The organism is Streptomyces sp. DSM 15324 (assembly GCF_001514285.1).
In the GTDB taxonomy this organism is placed as follows: domain Bacteria; phylum Actinomycetota; class Actinomycetes; order Streptomycetales; family Streptomycetaceae; genus Streptomyces.
Map to the genome: position 1 here is coordinate 275,278 of NZ_KQ949027.1, position 14,882 is coordinate 290,159.

Here is a 14,882-nt window from a genome sequence, read left to right on the forward strand (position 1 = left end):
GGCCGGCCGGGGTGCGTCCCGGCGGGCCCGGCCGGGGTGCGGCCGTCTCAGCCGCCTCCGCCCACGACGGAGTAGCTCAGCCAGGGGGACTGACCGTCCGTGTACTCGACGGACATCTGCGTGCCGAGGTAGAAGGACTCGCCGCCGACGCGGCCGCTCTGGTTGTTGCCTGCCGTCGTCAGCGCACAGTCCGTGTTGGCGTACAGCCGGATGTCGTCGTCGGTGAAGTTGTCGACGTGGTGAGCGCCGCCGGGCAGCGGGTGGCAGCCGTCGCGGGAGGGGCTCTGGATCTGCACCACCCGCTTCTCGGGGGTCGTGTACTCGATCGTGCCCACGGCGGAGTGCCCGGTACAGCCCGCGACGGCGAGCAGGAGAGCGACGGCTGCGGCCCGCCGGCCGGCGCGGCTGTGACAGATCATGGCGACGGGTCCTCGTCTGTGCGGGAAGCCCTGCGGAAAGGTCGTCGGGCTCCGGTCGTCGGGCTCTCTTGCGCCCAGGCTCCCGCGACCCGCGGTCCGCGTCATCCGGGACGGGACCAGTCGTATGAATCCGGGCCGGGGCGGCGCCCGCTCGAGCGGGCCCTCACGCGGGCCCTCACGCGGGCTCCCACGCGGGCCCTCACACAGGTGGAAACCCCACGAAGACACCGGCGCGCCCTCGGGCCCGGCCAGTCGGGCCCCGGCGGCACGTGCGGGTGACCGCCGGGGCCGAACGGCGCAGTGATGCCTGCCGTGCGGAGAGGGGAGACGTGCACGGGTGGGGTCAGGTGGTCATCAGGTCATCGCCCGGGTGTCCCGGCTCGGCCCGACGCACAGCGCCCACAGCACGAAGCCGTCGATGACGATCAGCATGATGGCCCAGAACGGGTACCAGGGCAGCCAGGCGAAGTTGGCGATCATGGACAGGCCCGCCAGCACGATACCGACGAAACGGGCCCACATGGCTCCGCTGAACAGGGCGATGCCCGCCAGCGTGACCACGATGCCGAGCACGAGATGCATCCAGCCCCACCCGGTGAGGCTCCACTGGAAGGTGTAGTTCCGCGTCGAGACGAACACGTCGTCCTCGGCTATGGCGGATATTCCCTCGAATATCGCCATGACGCCGCCGAACACCATCATGATCGCGGCGAACAGTGTCCAGCCGGACACGGCCATTCCCCCGCGGGCCGTGGTGTCCGTCATTCCCCTGCCGTGCGTGGCCATGTCGAGCTCCTTCGCTTCGGCGAACACACAGGATCAGGCTGCCACGGATTACCGAACCCGGCAGATCAGGACAGAGCGTGCTGCAATGGAGGGACCCCGAGGACCCGTCCCGGACGAGAAGGGGATCGCCATGCCTGGTCTTCTGCGCGGAGTCGCCCGCACCGCGGTGGTGGCGGGAACGGCGACCGCGGTATCCAACCGAGTGTCACGCCGTCAGCAGGGCCGCTGGGCCGCCCAGGCCGAGGAGCAGCAGGCCTACCAGCAGCCCCAGGGCTACCAGCAGCCCCCGCCGACGCCCGCGGCTCCCCCTTCCACCGCGGACGAGATGACCAACAAGATCGACCAGCTCAAGCAGCTCGGCGATCTGAAGGCCCAAGGCATCCTGAGCGAGGCCGAGTTCGAGGAGCAGAAGCGCCGGCTGCTCGCCTGAGGGCCCGGCGTACGATCGCCCGATGCCGCCCCTCCCCGTCGTCCTCCGCGCCGCCGCCCACCCCGGCGCCCCCGCCCTCACCCTGCGCCCCTGGCGCCCGACGGACGCCCCCGCGCTGGTCGCGGCGCTGCGGGACCCCGTGCTGCGCCGCTGGACGAGCCACCGGGTGGACGACGAGGCCGACGGGGCGCGCTGGATCGCCGCCCAGCAGGAGGGGTGGGCGTCCGGCACCCGGTTCTGCTTCGCCGTGGTGGAGGAGCCCGCAGGCCCGGAGGACGGCGCGAGGACCGACGACGGCCGTCCGGGTGGACCGCTGGTCGGTCAGGCGGTCCTGAAGACGGCCGGTCCCGGCGCCCCCACCGCCGAGGTGGGCTACTGGACCGCCGCCCCCGCGCGCGGCCGGGGCGTGGCGCCCCGCGCCCTGCGCGCCCTCACCGACTGGGCGTGCGCCGCCTTCGCGCCGGCCGGCCTGAGCCGCCTCGAACTCCTGCACCAGGCGGACAACGACGCGTCCTGCCGGGTCGCCGAGAAGACGGGGTACGTGCTCGACGGCGTCCTGCCCGCCGCCCCGCCCGCCTTCCCGCGGGAGGGCCACCGCCACGTACGGATCGTCACACCGTAGAACTCCGCGTCGGGGACGGTAGGCGGTGCGGGCGGCGCGGGCAACGGCTCTCCCGACCGCAACCGCCCGCAGGGTGAAGCTGACGTTCGTCCAGGCGCGGACCCGGTGACGTACCCGACGCCGCGTGCGACGACACGGTGACGGTCACCGCCGTGTCGCGGACCGGGCCCGCCCGACCGGGCTACCGGCCCCGTCGCCCCGGCCGCCCGCCAGGGCCAGCCCCACCGTCACCGCGAGCGACATCAGCGCCATCACCGTCGTCGCGGTGGCCGCGGAGCCGAACTGGGCGAGCGTGCCCGCCACCGCCGCGCCCACGCCCTGCATGGCCGCCATCCCGGCGGAGTGCAGCCCCAGCGCCTGCCCGCCGAGCCCGGCCGGGGTGAGCTGCATCAGGCGCTCCTGCTGGACCAGGCTCGCCCCGAAGCCCACCGAGGCGAGGGCCGCGCAGAGGGCGGCGACGGGCAGGGCGGGCCGCAGGACGAAGCAGAGGTAGGGGGTGGCCAGCAGGAGCAGCAGCGGCGTGGCGAGCCGGGCCCGAACCGCCGGCGGGACGAACCGGCCGACCGTGACGTCGCCCGCCAGCATCCCCAGCGCCGCGCACCCGAACAGCGTGCCCGCCTCATCCGGGGCGTACGGCACGAACAGCGCCTCGCAGCCGACGACCAGGCCGTTCGGGACCCACAGGCCGAGGTAGGTGAGGCGACGGGGCCGCGCGGACCACAGGACGCCGTTGGTGCGCCAGGTCGCGGCGGCCGAGAGGCGGCCCGTGGCACGCGGCGGCCGGGCGGTCAGGCCCAGCCGGGCGGCGAGCGCGGCCGCGGCGTGCAGCAGGGCGGCGAGCAGCAGCACGGGACGGGGGGCGAGGGCGACGACCAGGGCGCCGCCGACGGCGTACCCGGCGACCTGCGTCAGCCCGCTCATGACGTTGAACAGCGCACGCCCCGGCAGGTACGTCCCGTCGCCGCTCAGGATCTCGTGCAGCAGGCCCCAGCGGACACCACCGCCGAGCGAGGCGATCAGACCCTCCAGGAGGACGACCGCGAGGACGGCCCGGACCGGGAGGCCGGGCAGGGCGACGGCCGCCGTGGTGACGGCGAAGGCGAGGGACAGGCCGATCAGGGTGGACCTCGGGGCCAGCCGGTCGGCGCCCGACAGCAGCAGGGTCGCGCCGACGGCCTGGGCGAGCGAGGGGCCGAACATGCTCACCGCCGACAGCAGCGGCGAGTCGGTGGCCCGGAAGACGAGGGTGCCCAGGGCGAGTCCGCTCATCGTCCGGGCGGCGGTGTGGGCGGCGGAGGAGAGGAAGAGCGCAGTGAACTCCGGGGTGCGCAGGAGCTGTCGGTAGCCGGTAGCGGTCATGGCCGGAGTCTCGGGCGGCCCGGGAGGGGCCGGTTATTGTTTCGCGGTCCCGCGAAACGTCGTACGGCACCCGGAGGTCCGCGGTGGGCTGGTGGCAGGTGAACGCGGACACGCTGGCCCGCAGCCGGTTCGTGCTCTCGCCGCTCGCGGAGACCTTCGCGAGCGTGAAGCTGCTCCAGTGGGGGGTGGGCGCCCATCCCGGCGAGCAGGACTGGCTGCGGGCCCATCTGCCGTCCTACCGCGCGCGGTTGGCGGCGGACCCGGTGACCGGGCTGCTGATCCGGGCGGGGCTGGGGCGGAGCTGGATCGCCGACTTCCTCACCCCCACCCCGCGCGACGGCGAGAGCTTCGAGGAGGGGGTGGCGCGGGTGCGGGCGGCGGATCCCGCTCAGGCCCGCGCGCATCTGCGGCTCTCGGTCGGCGGGCCGCCGCCCGCCGCCCTGGACCGCGACGATCTGCCCGAGCGGGCGGCCGCGCTGCTGGAGTACGTCTGGGAGACGGCCGTACGGCCCTCCTGGGAGCGTCGGCGGCATGTGCTGGAGGCGGATGTGGTCGCACGGACGGCGCAGGTCAGCCGGGGCGGCTGGGCGGCGGTGCTGGACTCGCTGCGGCCGGGGACGCGCTGGCTCGGGGAGAGCCGGTTCCAGGTGAACGCGCACGCGTACCCGCCCCGCGAGATCTCCGGTGCGGAGCTGGTGTTCGTGCCGGTCACGCCGAGGGCCGGGTGGGTGTCGTGGGAGGGGCGGGAGCGGTACGCGGTGGTGTACCCATGCGCGGGGCCGCTGGCCGGGGACCACCGGGAGCGGGTGGTGCCGGCGGCCCTCGGCGCGCTGCTGGGTCCGGGGCGCGCGGCGGTGCTGGTGCTGCTCGGGCAGGGGGCGCTGAGCACCACCCAGCTGGTCGCGCTGACCGGGCAGGGGCTGGGCTCGGTGGGCCGGCATCTGCGGGTCCTGCGGGACGCGGGCCTGGTGGAGCGGCGACGGGCGGGCCGTTCGGTGCTGTACTCGCGGGCGGCGGCCGGGGAGGTACTGGCCGGTGCGGCGACGGCGACGGGGACGGCGACGGCATCGGAACGGGGAGCTGCACCAGGGACGGCACCGGCACCGGCACCGGCACCGGCACCGGAAAGGGAGAGTGCCCCCGGTTGAGGAGGGGTGCACCGGGCGGGGCTAGCATCCGCCCATGACTACTGATGCCGTTTCCTCCCCCCTCGATGTCGAGATCGGCGCCCTCAAGGGCGGGTCCGCGCAGCTCTCGGAGTACTCGGGGCAGGTCGTCCTGATCGTGAACGTGGCCTCCAAGTGTGGTCTCACCCCGCAGTACAACGGGCTGGAGAAGCTCCAGGAGCGGTACGCCGCCCAGGGGTTCACCGTGCTCGGCGTGCCCTGCAACCAGTTCCTCGGGCAGGAGCCCGGCAGCGCCGAGGAGATCGCGGAGTTCTGCTCGGCGACGTACGGCGTGACCTTCCCGCTGACCGAGAAGGTCGAGGTGAACGGCGAGGGCCGGCACCCCCTGTACGAGCGGCTGGTCGGCTTCGCGGACGCGGAGGGCCACACGGGTGACATCCGCTGGAACTTCGAGAAGTTCCTCGTCGGCCGGGACGGGACGGTCGTGGCCCGCTTCTCGCCGCAGACCGAGCCGGAGTCCGACGAGATCGTCACCGCGATCGAGGCGCAGCTCGGCTAGGCCTGCCGTTCGGGACCGCTCGACCGCTTGACCGCTTGACCTTGTCCCTGGGGCAAGGCGGAGTCTCCTCGTCGCCGGGCGGAGCAGACCGTCCGGTGACGGAGGATGACCAGGTGGACGTACGCGACGACGACGAACTGCTGACCATCGGCGCATTCGCCGCGCGGGCCCGGCTCACGGCCAAGGCGCTGCGTCTGTACGACCGGCTGGGCCTGCTGGCCCCGGCACGGGTCGACGAGACCAGCGGCTACCGCTACTACCGGGCCGGGCAGGTGGACCGGGCCCGGCTGGTGGCGATGCTGCGCCAGCTCGACATGCCGCTGGCCCGGATCGCCGAGGTGGTCGAGACCGGTGGCGCGGAGGGCGCGGAGCTGCTCGCCGCGTACTGGGCCGAGGCCGAGGGCCGGTTCGCCGCCCGGCGCACGCTCGCCGAGTACCTCCGTGGACGACTGTCGGGGAGGAACTCCGAGATGTACGAGAAGTTCGAGGTCGAGATCGTCGACGTGCCCGAGCAGGTGATCATCACCGAGACCCGTCATGTGCTGGCGGACGAGCTGCCCAGCTGGATCCCCGCCGCCCTGGGCCGGCTGGAGGAGGCGGCGGGCGCGTGCGGCGGCGCCACCGGCGCGCCGTTCGTGGCGTACCACGCCGAGGTGTCGATGGAGAGCGACGGACCGGCGGAGTCCTGTGTGCCGGTCGCCGACGCGGCGGCGGCCCGGGCGTGGGCGGCCGCCCAGGGGCGGTCCCGGCGGATCGAGGTGAAGGTGGAACCGGCCCGTCGGCTGGCGTCCACCCGGATCAGCAAGGCGCAGGTCGCCCATCCGCAGATCATCGCCGCGTTCGAGGCGGTGGAGGCGTGGATGAAGCGGGAGGGCTGGGAGTACGACGGCCCGTGCCGCGAGGTCTACTTCGCCGACTGGGACGCGGCGGGTCCCGAGGACCCGGTGTGCGACGTGGCGTTCCCCGTCCGTCGCGGCTAGCGGAGAGACGGCGGACCGGCCGGAACAGGCCGAGCCCCCTCGGCAAGGACGGCGATCTTGTCGAGAGGGCTCTGTCGGTGGCTGTGCGATGGTCGAGGTGGAACCGGTGTGTGGTGCGGGGAGCGTTCCTCGCCCTACTCCTTCACCGACGCCACGAAGGCGTTCCACGCGCCGGCCGGGAAGGCCAGCTTGGGGCCCTCGGGGATCTTGGTGTCCCCGAGCTCCAGCGTCTCCAGGACGGTCGACCTGACCATCACACAGGCGCCGTTGCCGTTGGTGTAGGAGGACGTCGTCCACGTTTCCGTGGCGCCCAGACGAATTGCCATTGATTGCTCCGTTAGCCAGTTGGCGAGTCACGGTTTTGCGCCAACGTCGGTGATCGTTGGCGTGATCGACGCTACTCGCCAACCCCGCTAATCGGAGGAGTCATTCACTCGGTCGAATGGCATATTCCAGGTGAGTCTTCCAGTCGAGCATGTCGACGGTGTACTATCCCCCGCCGCTCCCCCGGAAGGCCCCTCCCGGGGGAGGTTCACCGCGCGTACTCCTTCGCCAGGTCGTCGATGACACGGCGCGAGTGCTCCACGTTCAGCGCCTGCGCCCGCAGGTGTTCGTACATCACCGAGTACTGCTGGACGTCGTACGCCTTCTCCAGGTAGAGGTCGCTCGTCACACCCTCGATGTAGACCACGCTGGAGTCGGAGGCGTCGGCGAACTCCAGGATCGTGTACTGGCCGTTGAGGCCGGGGTGGGCGCCGACCTCGAACGGCAGCACCTGCACGGTGACGTGCGGAAGCCTCGACAGCTCGGCGAGATGCTCCAGTTGCTCGCGCATCACCAGCCGGCTGCCGACGACCCGGCGCAGCGCCGCCTCGTCCAGCACCACCCACAGCCGCAACGGCCCGTCCTCGGTGGTGATTCGTTCCTGCCGCCGCAGCCGCACCTGCACCCGTTTCTCGACCTCGGCCTCCGGCCGCTCCGGCAACGCTCCCCGGATGATGGCCTCGGCGTACGCGCGGGTCTGCAACAGGCCGGTGACGGTCTGGGGTTCGTACACCCGCAGCGACTCCGCGTCCGTCTCCAGACCGATGTACACGCTGTACGGAATGTCCCCGAAGGCATGCCACCAGCCCTGCTGCCGGGAGTCCTTCGCCATTTCCATCAGCGATTCCACCATGCGCTGGTCCTCGACCTCGTAGACTCCACAGAGGTCGCGCACATCACGCTGGCTGATGCTGCGCCTGCCGTTCTCCAGACGGCTGATCTTCGACTGGGACACGAGCAGGCGCTCGGCGACCTGTTCGGCGGTCATGCCCTTCTCCTCACGGAGCCGGCGCAGTTCCTGGCCCAACCGGCGTCGCCTGACCGTGGGATTGACATTGGACGTCACGGGACGCGCACCTCCGGCTGCATGCCTGTCATTGACACTTTGCGTATCTGCTGTTCAGCAGACTGCCACCAAGGCGCTTCGTACCGCTGGAAAACGGTGGATATGCGGCCGCCCCAGGCCAGTTCGGAGCAGGCCCCGCACAACACCCCCGGCACGCCCCGGACATGCGTCCGCGCGGGGCGGCGGTGCCGTGCGTCGCGACGGACGTACGGCCTCACCACCCCGCGCGGCCGCGGCGGCTCCCGAACGGGCCTACGGGTTCTGCGGGTTCTACGGGTTCTACGGGTTCTACAGGTCCTGCGAGTGCGGTCATGCGGGTCGTGCCGGGTGTGTCGTGGAAGTGCGGCTCAGTGGGCCACGACACGCGCCATGGGACCGCGGCGCGGCTGTGCCGGAACTCCACGGGCGGGTTCCGGTACGGGCCGTCCGCCCGGTCCGGTCGGCCGGCCGGCCGGGGCCGCCGGGTTGCGGCGCGGCTGGGCCGCCGCGCCGTTCTGGACGTCCATCACGGCGTGCGCCACGAGACCGCCCATGGGGTCGTGCCTGATCAGGTCCCGCAGCCGGGAGCGGGACGAGCGTCCCTCGTTCCCCGGGTACAGGTGCTTGCCGAGGCCGACCGCGTGCGCCAGTGCGGCGAGCGCCGCGGTCCGCGGGTCCGGCGGTACGCCGGTGCGGATCGCGGAGTCCAGCCGGGCCCTGATCTCCCGGCTGATCTCGGTGTCCGTCGCCTGGTAGCGAGTGGTCGGCAGCACCCCGCACATCTGACCCGCCACGGCATGCACCATGCCGCACCGCTCCAGATGCGAGAGGTAGGTCTGGCGCAGCCCGAGACGCGGCCCGCCGATCCAGTGGACGGCACGAACCGGAGCGCCACGCCTTCGCAGCAACTCCAGTGCGCAGTCCAGTGTCGGATCTCCTGTCGGCCGTGGGGACACCACGGCGATACGATCCCCGTCAGGGGCTATCCGCCCGGCCAGCGCCAGCTCCACTAGCTGTGCTCCGGCCAGACCAAGGTCGAGCGACTGCGGCTGTGCGGTGGTACCCGTGGTCGGGTCCAACGCCAGCAGAAGAAGCTCTTCCGGAATCGTTCTGCGGCTCCTGCCCATCCATGCCTCCCCGCGTGGATGAATGACAGGGTGACCCCTCTCACATTGGTCTGTCGAGGGTGCGTGACCTGTTTGTAGTGGAACCAGTAGGTATGTCGTTCTCGTCTACCGCAGGAGCCAAGCCCTCTGCACAGGACACTGGTACATGGTTCGGACACGCCCCGAGGCGGGTCCGGGGCGGGCGTTCACGGTTCGACAGGCACAAGGAGGCATCGGTGGCGGGCGAGTCCCCCGACAGGTCGAAGCAGCGCGAGTCGTCGGCGGAACCGACGTCGGGGAGCGCGGGTACGGTTCCCGAGGCACGCGATCCGCGGGTGGCGGTGGCCCGGGAGAACGGGGCCCCGAAGGCCTCGCGCGGCGGCGTCGACACGGCGACACGGGTTCTCTCCGTACGCGAACTGGAGATCGAGGAACCCGAACGGACCGAGGAACCCGAGGAACCGGAGGACGCTCGTCCGGAGCCCGAGGATGCCCGTCCCGAGGAACCGGAGGACGCTCGTCCCGAGCCCGAGGACGCCCGTCCGGAGCCGGAGGACGCCCGTCCCGAGGCCCAGGAGGCGCCCGAGGAGCCGGAGGACGCCAGTCCCGAGCCCGAGCCCGAGGACGCCCGTCCGGAGCCGGACGAGGAGCCCGAGGACGCCGTCACGGAGACCGGCGGGGCGGAAGCCGCGGACGAGGCCGAGGGAAGCGCCGAGAGCCTCTCTGAGGGCTCCGAGGACACCGCGGCCGACCCGGACGCCGCCGAGGGGCGCGAGGGCGCGGACGGCGGCCCGCAGGGCCCGGCGGGCCCCGAGGACGCGGCCGACACGGAGGACGCCGGTGACGCGTCGAACGAGGACGACACCGAGGACGAGACCGAGGACGACACCGAGCACGAGACCGAGGGCAACGGGGACGGCCCGGAGGACTCGACTCCGGTGACCTCCGGGGCAGACGTGCGGACCGGCCCGGAGTCCGGCACCGAGGACGACGACGAGCCCGCCGCCTCCGGCAGGCCCGCACCCAAGTGGGCGTCCGGGGGCGAGAAGAAAGACGAAGCCAAGGAAGCCAAGGAAGACAAGGAAGACAAGGGCGACGGAGAGGACGGAAAGGACGCGGAGGACGGGAAGGACGGGAAGGACGGCGGCGACAAGGCCGACGCAACCCCCGTCGACCAGCCCACCGCCATCTTCAAGGCCCCCCGGCCCAAGCCCACCGTCGACCAGCCGACCACCATGCTCAAGCTGGGCGGGGCCCTCAAGCCCAAGGCCGACGAGCCCAAGGCCGACGAGCCGGACGCCGACGAGGCCGGGAAGGCCCCGAAGGGGGACGGCGAGCGGACCCCGCCGCCCGCCGAGCGGACCAGCAAGTTCGTCGCGCTGAAGCCGCTCGACGAGCCCCGCCCGCCGAAGGCGAGCGGTGACATCACCGCCGTCACCGCACTGGTGCCCCAGGTCGGCCCCGAGCGGACGACCCAGCAGCCCCTGCCGCCGAAGCCGCCGATCGACCTGCTGGCGGAGCTGACCAACACCCCGCCGCCCCCGCCGACCCCCCTGCGCACCCTCGGCCGCCGGGTCAAGATCTGGACGCCGCTGGTCATCCTGCTGGTGATCGTGTTTGCGGTCGTACAGTTCTTCCGCCCGCTGCCGGCCACCGCGCTGGCGCTCACCGCGAAGGACGCCTACACCTTCGAGGGCGGCAAGCTCTCCCTGCCGTGGCCGAACGAGGGCCAGGGCTGGATGGACGTCGACGGCGTCGGCACGATGGACCACTTCGGCAAGCAGACGCCGGTCGCCATCGGCTCGGTGGCCAAGACGATGACCGCGTACGTCGTCCTCAAGGACCACCCCCTGAAGACGGGCGAGAACGGCCCGAGCATCACCGTCGACGCCACCGCCGAGAAGGAGGGCGGCTACGACCAGAGCGGCGAGTCCACCCTCAACAGCGTCAAGGCGGGCGACAAGCTGACGCTCCAGCAGGCCCTGTCGGCGGTCATGATCCCGTCCGCGAACAACATCGCCCGGCTGCTGGCCCGCTGGGACGGGGGCTCGGAGGCCGCGTTCGTCAAGAAGATGAACACCGCCGCCAAGGAACTCGGGATGTCGAACACGACGTACACCGACCCGTCCGGGCTGAAGGAGACCACGGTCTCCACCGCCGAGGACCAGGTCAAGCTCGGCAACGCGGTCGTGGAGATCCCCGCGCTCGTGGCGATCACCAGCGCGGCGAGCTGGACGGACCCCTACGGGACCAACTGGCCGAACTACAACGAGCTCCCCTACCGGATGGGCGCGATCGGCATCAAGACCGGCTCCACCACCGCGGCCGGCGGCAACCTCCTGTTCGCCGCCCGCAAGGAGGTCGGCGGTGAGACGGTCACCGTCGTCGGCGCGATCCTCGGCCAGCACAAGCCGACCATCCTCAAGACGGTCAACGAGGTCAGCAAGACGGCCCTGTCCGCCGCCGAGGACGCGCTGACCTCGGCGAAGATCCTCAAGAAGGGTGATGTCGTCGGGTACGTGGACGACAAGCTCGGCGGCCACACCCCGGTCGTCGTCACCAAGGACGTCACCGCGGTCGGCTGGGCCGGTCTGACGGTGAAGCTGAAGTTCGCCGCCGACGAGGTCCCGCACACCGCGAAGGCCGGCACCCAGGTGGGCACGCTCACCGTCGGGGACGGCACCAGCGGCGCGGTGAAGGTCCCGGTCGCCCTGGAGAGCGACCTCGTCGAACCGGGCTTCCAGGACAAGCTGACCCGTCTCGGCTGATCCCGTCCGGCCGACCCGTCGGCCGCCTCCGTCCCTCTCGCCACCCCGCCGGGCAGCCGCCCGGCGGGGTGCGTGCTAGCGTCGCGAAACGGGACAGGTCGGCGGTCGCGACGACGCTGCCGTGAAGCGGACGCGAACAAGGCGCGGCCGAGAACAGAAGACGGGACACGGGGAGTGCCTTCAGGTGGCCACAGCGGAGCCGACACGCGCCGACGACACCGGTCCGGGCCCGGACACCGGCCCGCGCATCAAGCTGCCCGCCCCCCACTCCGGTGACCACGACGATGACCCGCACGACGACCCGCACCACGCCATGACGGCCCCGGCGAAGGCCTCGGCCGGGGCGGACGCGGCGCAGGGCCCGGCGAAGGCGGGGCCGCGCGCCGCGCTCGACCGGCTCGGCGGCTTCCTCCGCCGGCACCTGGTGCTGTCCGTCACCGCGCTGTCCGGGATCGTGCACCTCCTCTGGTTCTTCACGTTCGCGAACAGCGGTGGCGATCTCGCGGCGCAGGACGCCTGGGCCGAGTTCGTCGGCCGGCACCCCGACTCCGCGTACAACCTCGCCTGGTACGGCGGGATGCACCCGGTGTCGTACAGCGTCATCTCGCCGTATCTGATGTCGGTCCTCGGCGTCCGTACGACGATGATGATCGCCGGGACCCTGTCGGCGGGCCTGCTCACCCTCGTCCTGCTGCGCTGCCGCCCGGTGCGGAACCCGGTGTGGCCGGCGCTGGCCGGGGTCTTCGCGCTGCTCTGCAACGCCGCGTCCGGCCGGGTCACCTTCGGCCTCGGCAACATGTTCGCGCTGGCCGCCGTGGCCGTCGTGTTCTGCTGGCCGTACCGCTGGCGCTACAAACGCTGGGCGAAGGCCCTGTGCGCCGCCCCGCTCGCCGCGCTCGCCACGATGGGCTCGCCGGTGGCGGGGCTGTTCGTGGGCATCGTCGCCGTGGCGCTGTTCCTGCAGAAGCGGCGGCCCGGCGCCTGGGCCCTCGGGCTCGCCCCGACCGCCGTCGTCGCCGTCTCCGCGTGGCTCTTCCCCTTCTCCGGCACCCAGCCGATGTCCTTCGCCTCGGCCTCGCTGCCGCTGCTGTACTCGGCGGTCGTCTTCGCGGTCGTCCCGCGCGACTGGAAGACCGTGCGGATCACGGCGGCGGTGTACGGCCTCGGGGTGCTGGGGGTGTGGCTGATCAGCTCCCAGATCGGGTCGAACATCACCCGGCTCGCGATGCTGTTCTCGGGTGTGGTGCTGGCGGCCGCGCTGCCGTTCGCGGTGCCGCGCAGCCGCAAGTGGTACGTCATCGTCGTCGCGTCGCTCGGGTTCGTCGGCTGGATCGGCTTCAAGTCGGTCGACGACGTCATCCGGACGACCCCGGCGGCCTCCTGGGCGCGCGAGCTGGCGCCGCTCGTCAACGAGTTGCAGGGCGTCGGCGCCGAGAAGGGCCGCGTCGAGGTCGTCCCGGCCCGCTCCCACCGCGAGGCCTCCGCGCTCGCGCCGTACGTCAACCTGGCCCGGGGCTGGAACCGGCAGGCCGACATGGAGCGCAACCCCCTCTTCTACGACGACACGCTCAACTCGGCGAACTACCACGAGTGGCTCCAGCGGTGGGCCGTGCACTACGTGGTCGTCCCCAAGGAGGCGCTGGACGGGGACGGCGGGGAGCGGGAGCGGGAGCTGGTGCAGCGGGGGCTGCCGTATCTGGAGCAGATCTGGGGCGACGCCAACTGGCAGTTGTTCAAGGTCACCGACCCGGCGCCGATGGCCGAGCCCGACGCGGTGGTGGAGCGGGCCGAGCAGGGCGAGATGACGATCGACGTGGAGAAGGCGGGCCGGGTGCTGATCCGGATCCCGTACTCGCCCTGGCTGAGCGTCGTGGACGCGCAGGGCAAGAGCCTGAAGGCGCCGCAGGAGACGGAGGCGTCCAAGCACCGGGCCGAGGGCGAGCCGAAGTCCTACACGAACGTGAACGGCTGCCTGTACGAGACGGAGGAGGACGCGCAGGGCGACAAGTGGACGGTGCTGCTGGCCCCGAAGGCCGGCGTCTACCGCCTCGCCGCGCCCTATCAGCTGCCACGCGGCACTCCGTGCCCGGAGGAGCTCAAGGAGCCCTGAGTCCGTGCGGGCGCACCAGGGGACTCCGCCCCCCTGGCCGTCCTCATCTCAGGTCCGCCACATAGCGGTCCGTCCCCGGGATCGTCGGCAGGGGCGCCCGCGACGGCACGGACGCTCGTTGCGCACTGCGGGGCGCGGCCGCCGCCCCGCCTGCCGACCTGGCGCACATGATCGCCGCACTTCACGCGGAATTGAACGGAACAGCTCTCCAAATCTGACGCCATGTCAGCTAGACCGGACCCATGACGGACGACACCGCGCACACCCACGAAACCCGCAGCCACCTGTACGCCGAACTGGCCGCCGTCGGCGCCTACGGAGCCGACCTCGGGCACGCCCTCATCACCATGGTCGAGCCGCATCCCGGCCGGGAGCGCGAGTACAATCGCTGGTACGAAGACGACCACTACATCGCCGGCGCGATGGCCATGCCATGGATGTACGCCGGACGCCGCTGGGTCGCCACCCGTGACCTGCAACTCCTGCGCTACCCCGAGAAGTCTGCCGTCGCGCAGCCGGTGACGGCAGGCTGCTACATATCCGTCTACTGGATCACCGCCGGCCGCTACACCGACCACATGCGCTGGACCGTCGGCATCAACAAGCGCCTCAACCGCGACCACCGGGTCTTCCAGGACCGCACCCACATCTTCACCGCCTTCCAGGACCACGCGGTGACCGTCTACCGCGACGGTGACGAGGGCCCGCGCGACATCCATGCCCTTGACCACCCCTACGCCGGGCTCGTCGTCCAGGTCGTCGACGCCAACTCCCCCGAGCAGCGCGGAGAACTGCTCGCCTGGCTGCGTGACGACAACCTTCCGAAACAACTGGCCGGCTCCCCGGCGGCCATGGTGACCGTCTTCACGCCGACGCCGCTGCCCCTCGACCGGATGACCTACGTCAAGCAGGTCGACGGAGTCGAGACCCGGCTGACCCTGCTGTGGTTCCTCCAGCAGGATCCCCGCGAGGTCTGGCAGGACCACTTCGCGGGCCTGGACACGGCAGTAGCCGCTTCAGGTCTCGGTGACGTGCAGTTCGTCGCGCCGTTCATCCCCACGGTGCCGGGAACAGACCGTTATGCTGACGAACTTCGGTGAGCCCCGCACGTCGATACGCTCACCGGCATCCCCGACCACAGCCGGCTCGAACAACACCGTCGAGAAGACCTCGAAGACCACCACTCAGCCGAGCGCCCAGCAGCTTCGCCGACCGTCAGACGCTGACGGTGTGAGATGAGGCGGGCG

14 protein-coding genes are annotated in these 14,882 nt (G+C 72.0%); 8 read left to right on the plus strand and 6 right to left on the minus strand.

The features are described from left to right. Nucleotides 1–47: 47 nt before the first annotated feature. Nucleotides 48–419 (minus strand): hypothetical protein, encoded by a 372-nt coding sequence (locus tag AQJ58_RS17990; RefSeq protein WP_067251307.1) that lies wholly within the window; start codon nucleotides 417–419, stop codon nucleotides 48–50. Nucleotides 420–773: 354 nt separating this feature from the next. Further along, nucleotides 774–1,205, minus strand: coding sequence for a DUF7144 family membrane protein (locus tag AQJ58_RS17995; RefSeq protein ID WP_067251808.1), 432 nt, complete (start codon nucleotides 1,203–1,205; stop codon nucleotides 774–776). Nucleotides 1,206–1,335: 130 nt separating this feature from the next. Here AQJ58_RS17995 and AQJ58_RS18000 point away from each other — a divergent pair, with 130 nt between their 5' ends. After that, the gene (locus AQJ58_RS18000) at nucleotides 1,336–1,635 is read left to right on the plus strand and encodes an SHOCT domain-containing protein (RefSeq protein ID WP_067251810.1); all 300 of its coding nucleotides are present in this window, start codon (nucleotides 1,336–1,338) and stop codon (nucleotides 1,633–1,635) included. A gap of 22 nt (nucleotides 1,636–1,657) precedes the next feature. Next, nucleotides 1,658–2,257, plus strand: coding sequence for a GNAT family N-acetyltransferase (locus tag AQJ58_RS18005; protein WP_067251308.1), 600 nt, complete (start codon nucleotides 1,658–1,660; stop codon nucleotides 2,255–2,257). A 144-nt stretch (nucleotides 2,258–2,401) separates the two neighbouring features. Here the strand turns inward: AQJ58_RS18005 and AQJ58_RS18010 are convergent, their stop codons facing one another. Further along, nucleotides 2,402–3,616 carry an MFS transporter gene (locus AQJ58_RS18010; RefSeq protein ID WP_067251310.1) on the minus strand — a complete coding sequence of 405 codons (1,215 nt, stop codon included), beginning with the start codon at nucleotides 3,614–3,616 and terminating at the stop codon, nucleotides 2,402–2,404. A gap of 83 nt (nucleotides 3,617–3,699) precedes the next feature. On the opposite strand from AQJ58_RS18010, the gene AQJ58_RS18015 reads away from it, so the two are divergent. The 3 genes from AQJ58_RS18015 to AQJ58_RS18025 all read left to right on the plus strand — a co-directional run bounded on the left by AQJ58_RS18015 (nucleotide 3,700) and on the right by AQJ58_RS18025 (nucleotide 6,282). Next, a complete protein-coding gene (locus AQJ58_RS18015; protein ID WP_079079003.1) occupies nucleotides 3,700–4,764 on the plus strand; it encodes an ArsR/SmtB family transcription factor in 1,065 nt (354 codons plus the stop codon). 34 nt (nucleotides 4,765–4,798) lie between these two features. Beyond that, on the plus strand, nucleotides 4,799–5,302 hold the full coding sequence (locus AQJ58_RS18020; protein ID WP_067251312.1) for a glutathione peroxidase: 504 nt from the start codon (nucleotides 4,799–4,801) through the stop codon (nucleotides 5,300–5,302). Between the two features lie 95 nt (nucleotides 5,303–5,397). Next, entirely contained in the window at nucleotides 5,398–6,282 is an 885-nt protein-coding gene (locus tag AQJ58_RS18025; RefSeq protein ID WP_067251313.1) for a MerR family transcriptional regulator, read from the plus strand. 134 nt (nucleotides 6,283–6,416) lie between these two features. On the opposite strand, the gene AQJ58_RS18030 is transcribed toward AQJ58_RS18025, so the two are convergent. From AQJ58_RS18030 to AQJ58_RS18040, 3 genes are all read right to left on the minus strand, one after another. Continuing rightward, nucleotides 6,417–6,608 carry a DUF397 domain-containing protein gene (locus AQJ58_RS18030; RefSeq protein ID WP_055633126.1) on the minus strand — a complete coding sequence of 64 codons (192 nt, stop codon included), beginning with the start codon at nucleotides 6,606–6,608 and terminating at the stop codon, nucleotides 6,417–6,419. A gap of 206 nt (nucleotides 6,609–6,814) precedes the next feature. Then, entirely contained in the window at nucleotides 6,815–7,672 is an 858-nt protein-coding gene (locus AQJ58_RS18035; protein ID WP_067251315.1) for a helix-turn-helix domain-containing protein, read from the minus strand. Nucleotides 7,673–8,019: 347 nt separating this feature from the next. Further along, complete coding sequence (locus AQJ58_RS18040; protein WP_067251316.1) at nucleotides 8,020–8,778, minus strand: GOLPH3/VPS74 family protein; 759 nt, start codon at nucleotides 8,776–8,778, stop codon at nucleotides 8,020–8,022. A gap of 215 nt (nucleotides 8,779–8,993) precedes the next feature. Between AQJ58_RS18040 and AQJ58_RS18045 the strand changes: the two genes are divergently transcribed. The 3 genes from AQJ58_RS18045 (at nucleotide 8,994) to AQJ58_RS18055 (ending at nucleotide 14,735) form a co-directional block, all read left to right on the plus strand. Next, nucleotides 8,994–11,525, plus strand: coding sequence for a serine hydrolase (locus tag AQJ58_RS18045; RefSeq protein WP_067251318.1), 2,532 nt, complete (start codon nucleotides 8,994–8,996; stop codon nucleotides 11,523–11,525). Nucleotides 11,526–11,709: 184 nt separating this feature from the next. Beyond that, nucleotides 11,710–13,635, plus strand: coding sequence for an MFS transporter (locus AQJ58_RS18050; protein WP_067251319.1), 1,926 nt, complete (start codon nucleotides 11,710–11,712; stop codon nucleotides 13,633–13,635). A gap of 242 nt (nucleotides 13,636–13,877) precedes the next feature. Continuing rightward, the gene (locus AQJ58_RS18055) at nucleotides 13,878–14,735 is read left to right on the plus strand and encodes a hypothetical protein (RefSeq protein ID WP_067251321.1); all 858 of its coding nucleotides are present in this window, start codon (nucleotides 13,878–13,880) and stop codon (nucleotides 14,733–14,735) included. Nucleotides 14,736–14,882: the final 147 nt, after the last annotated feature.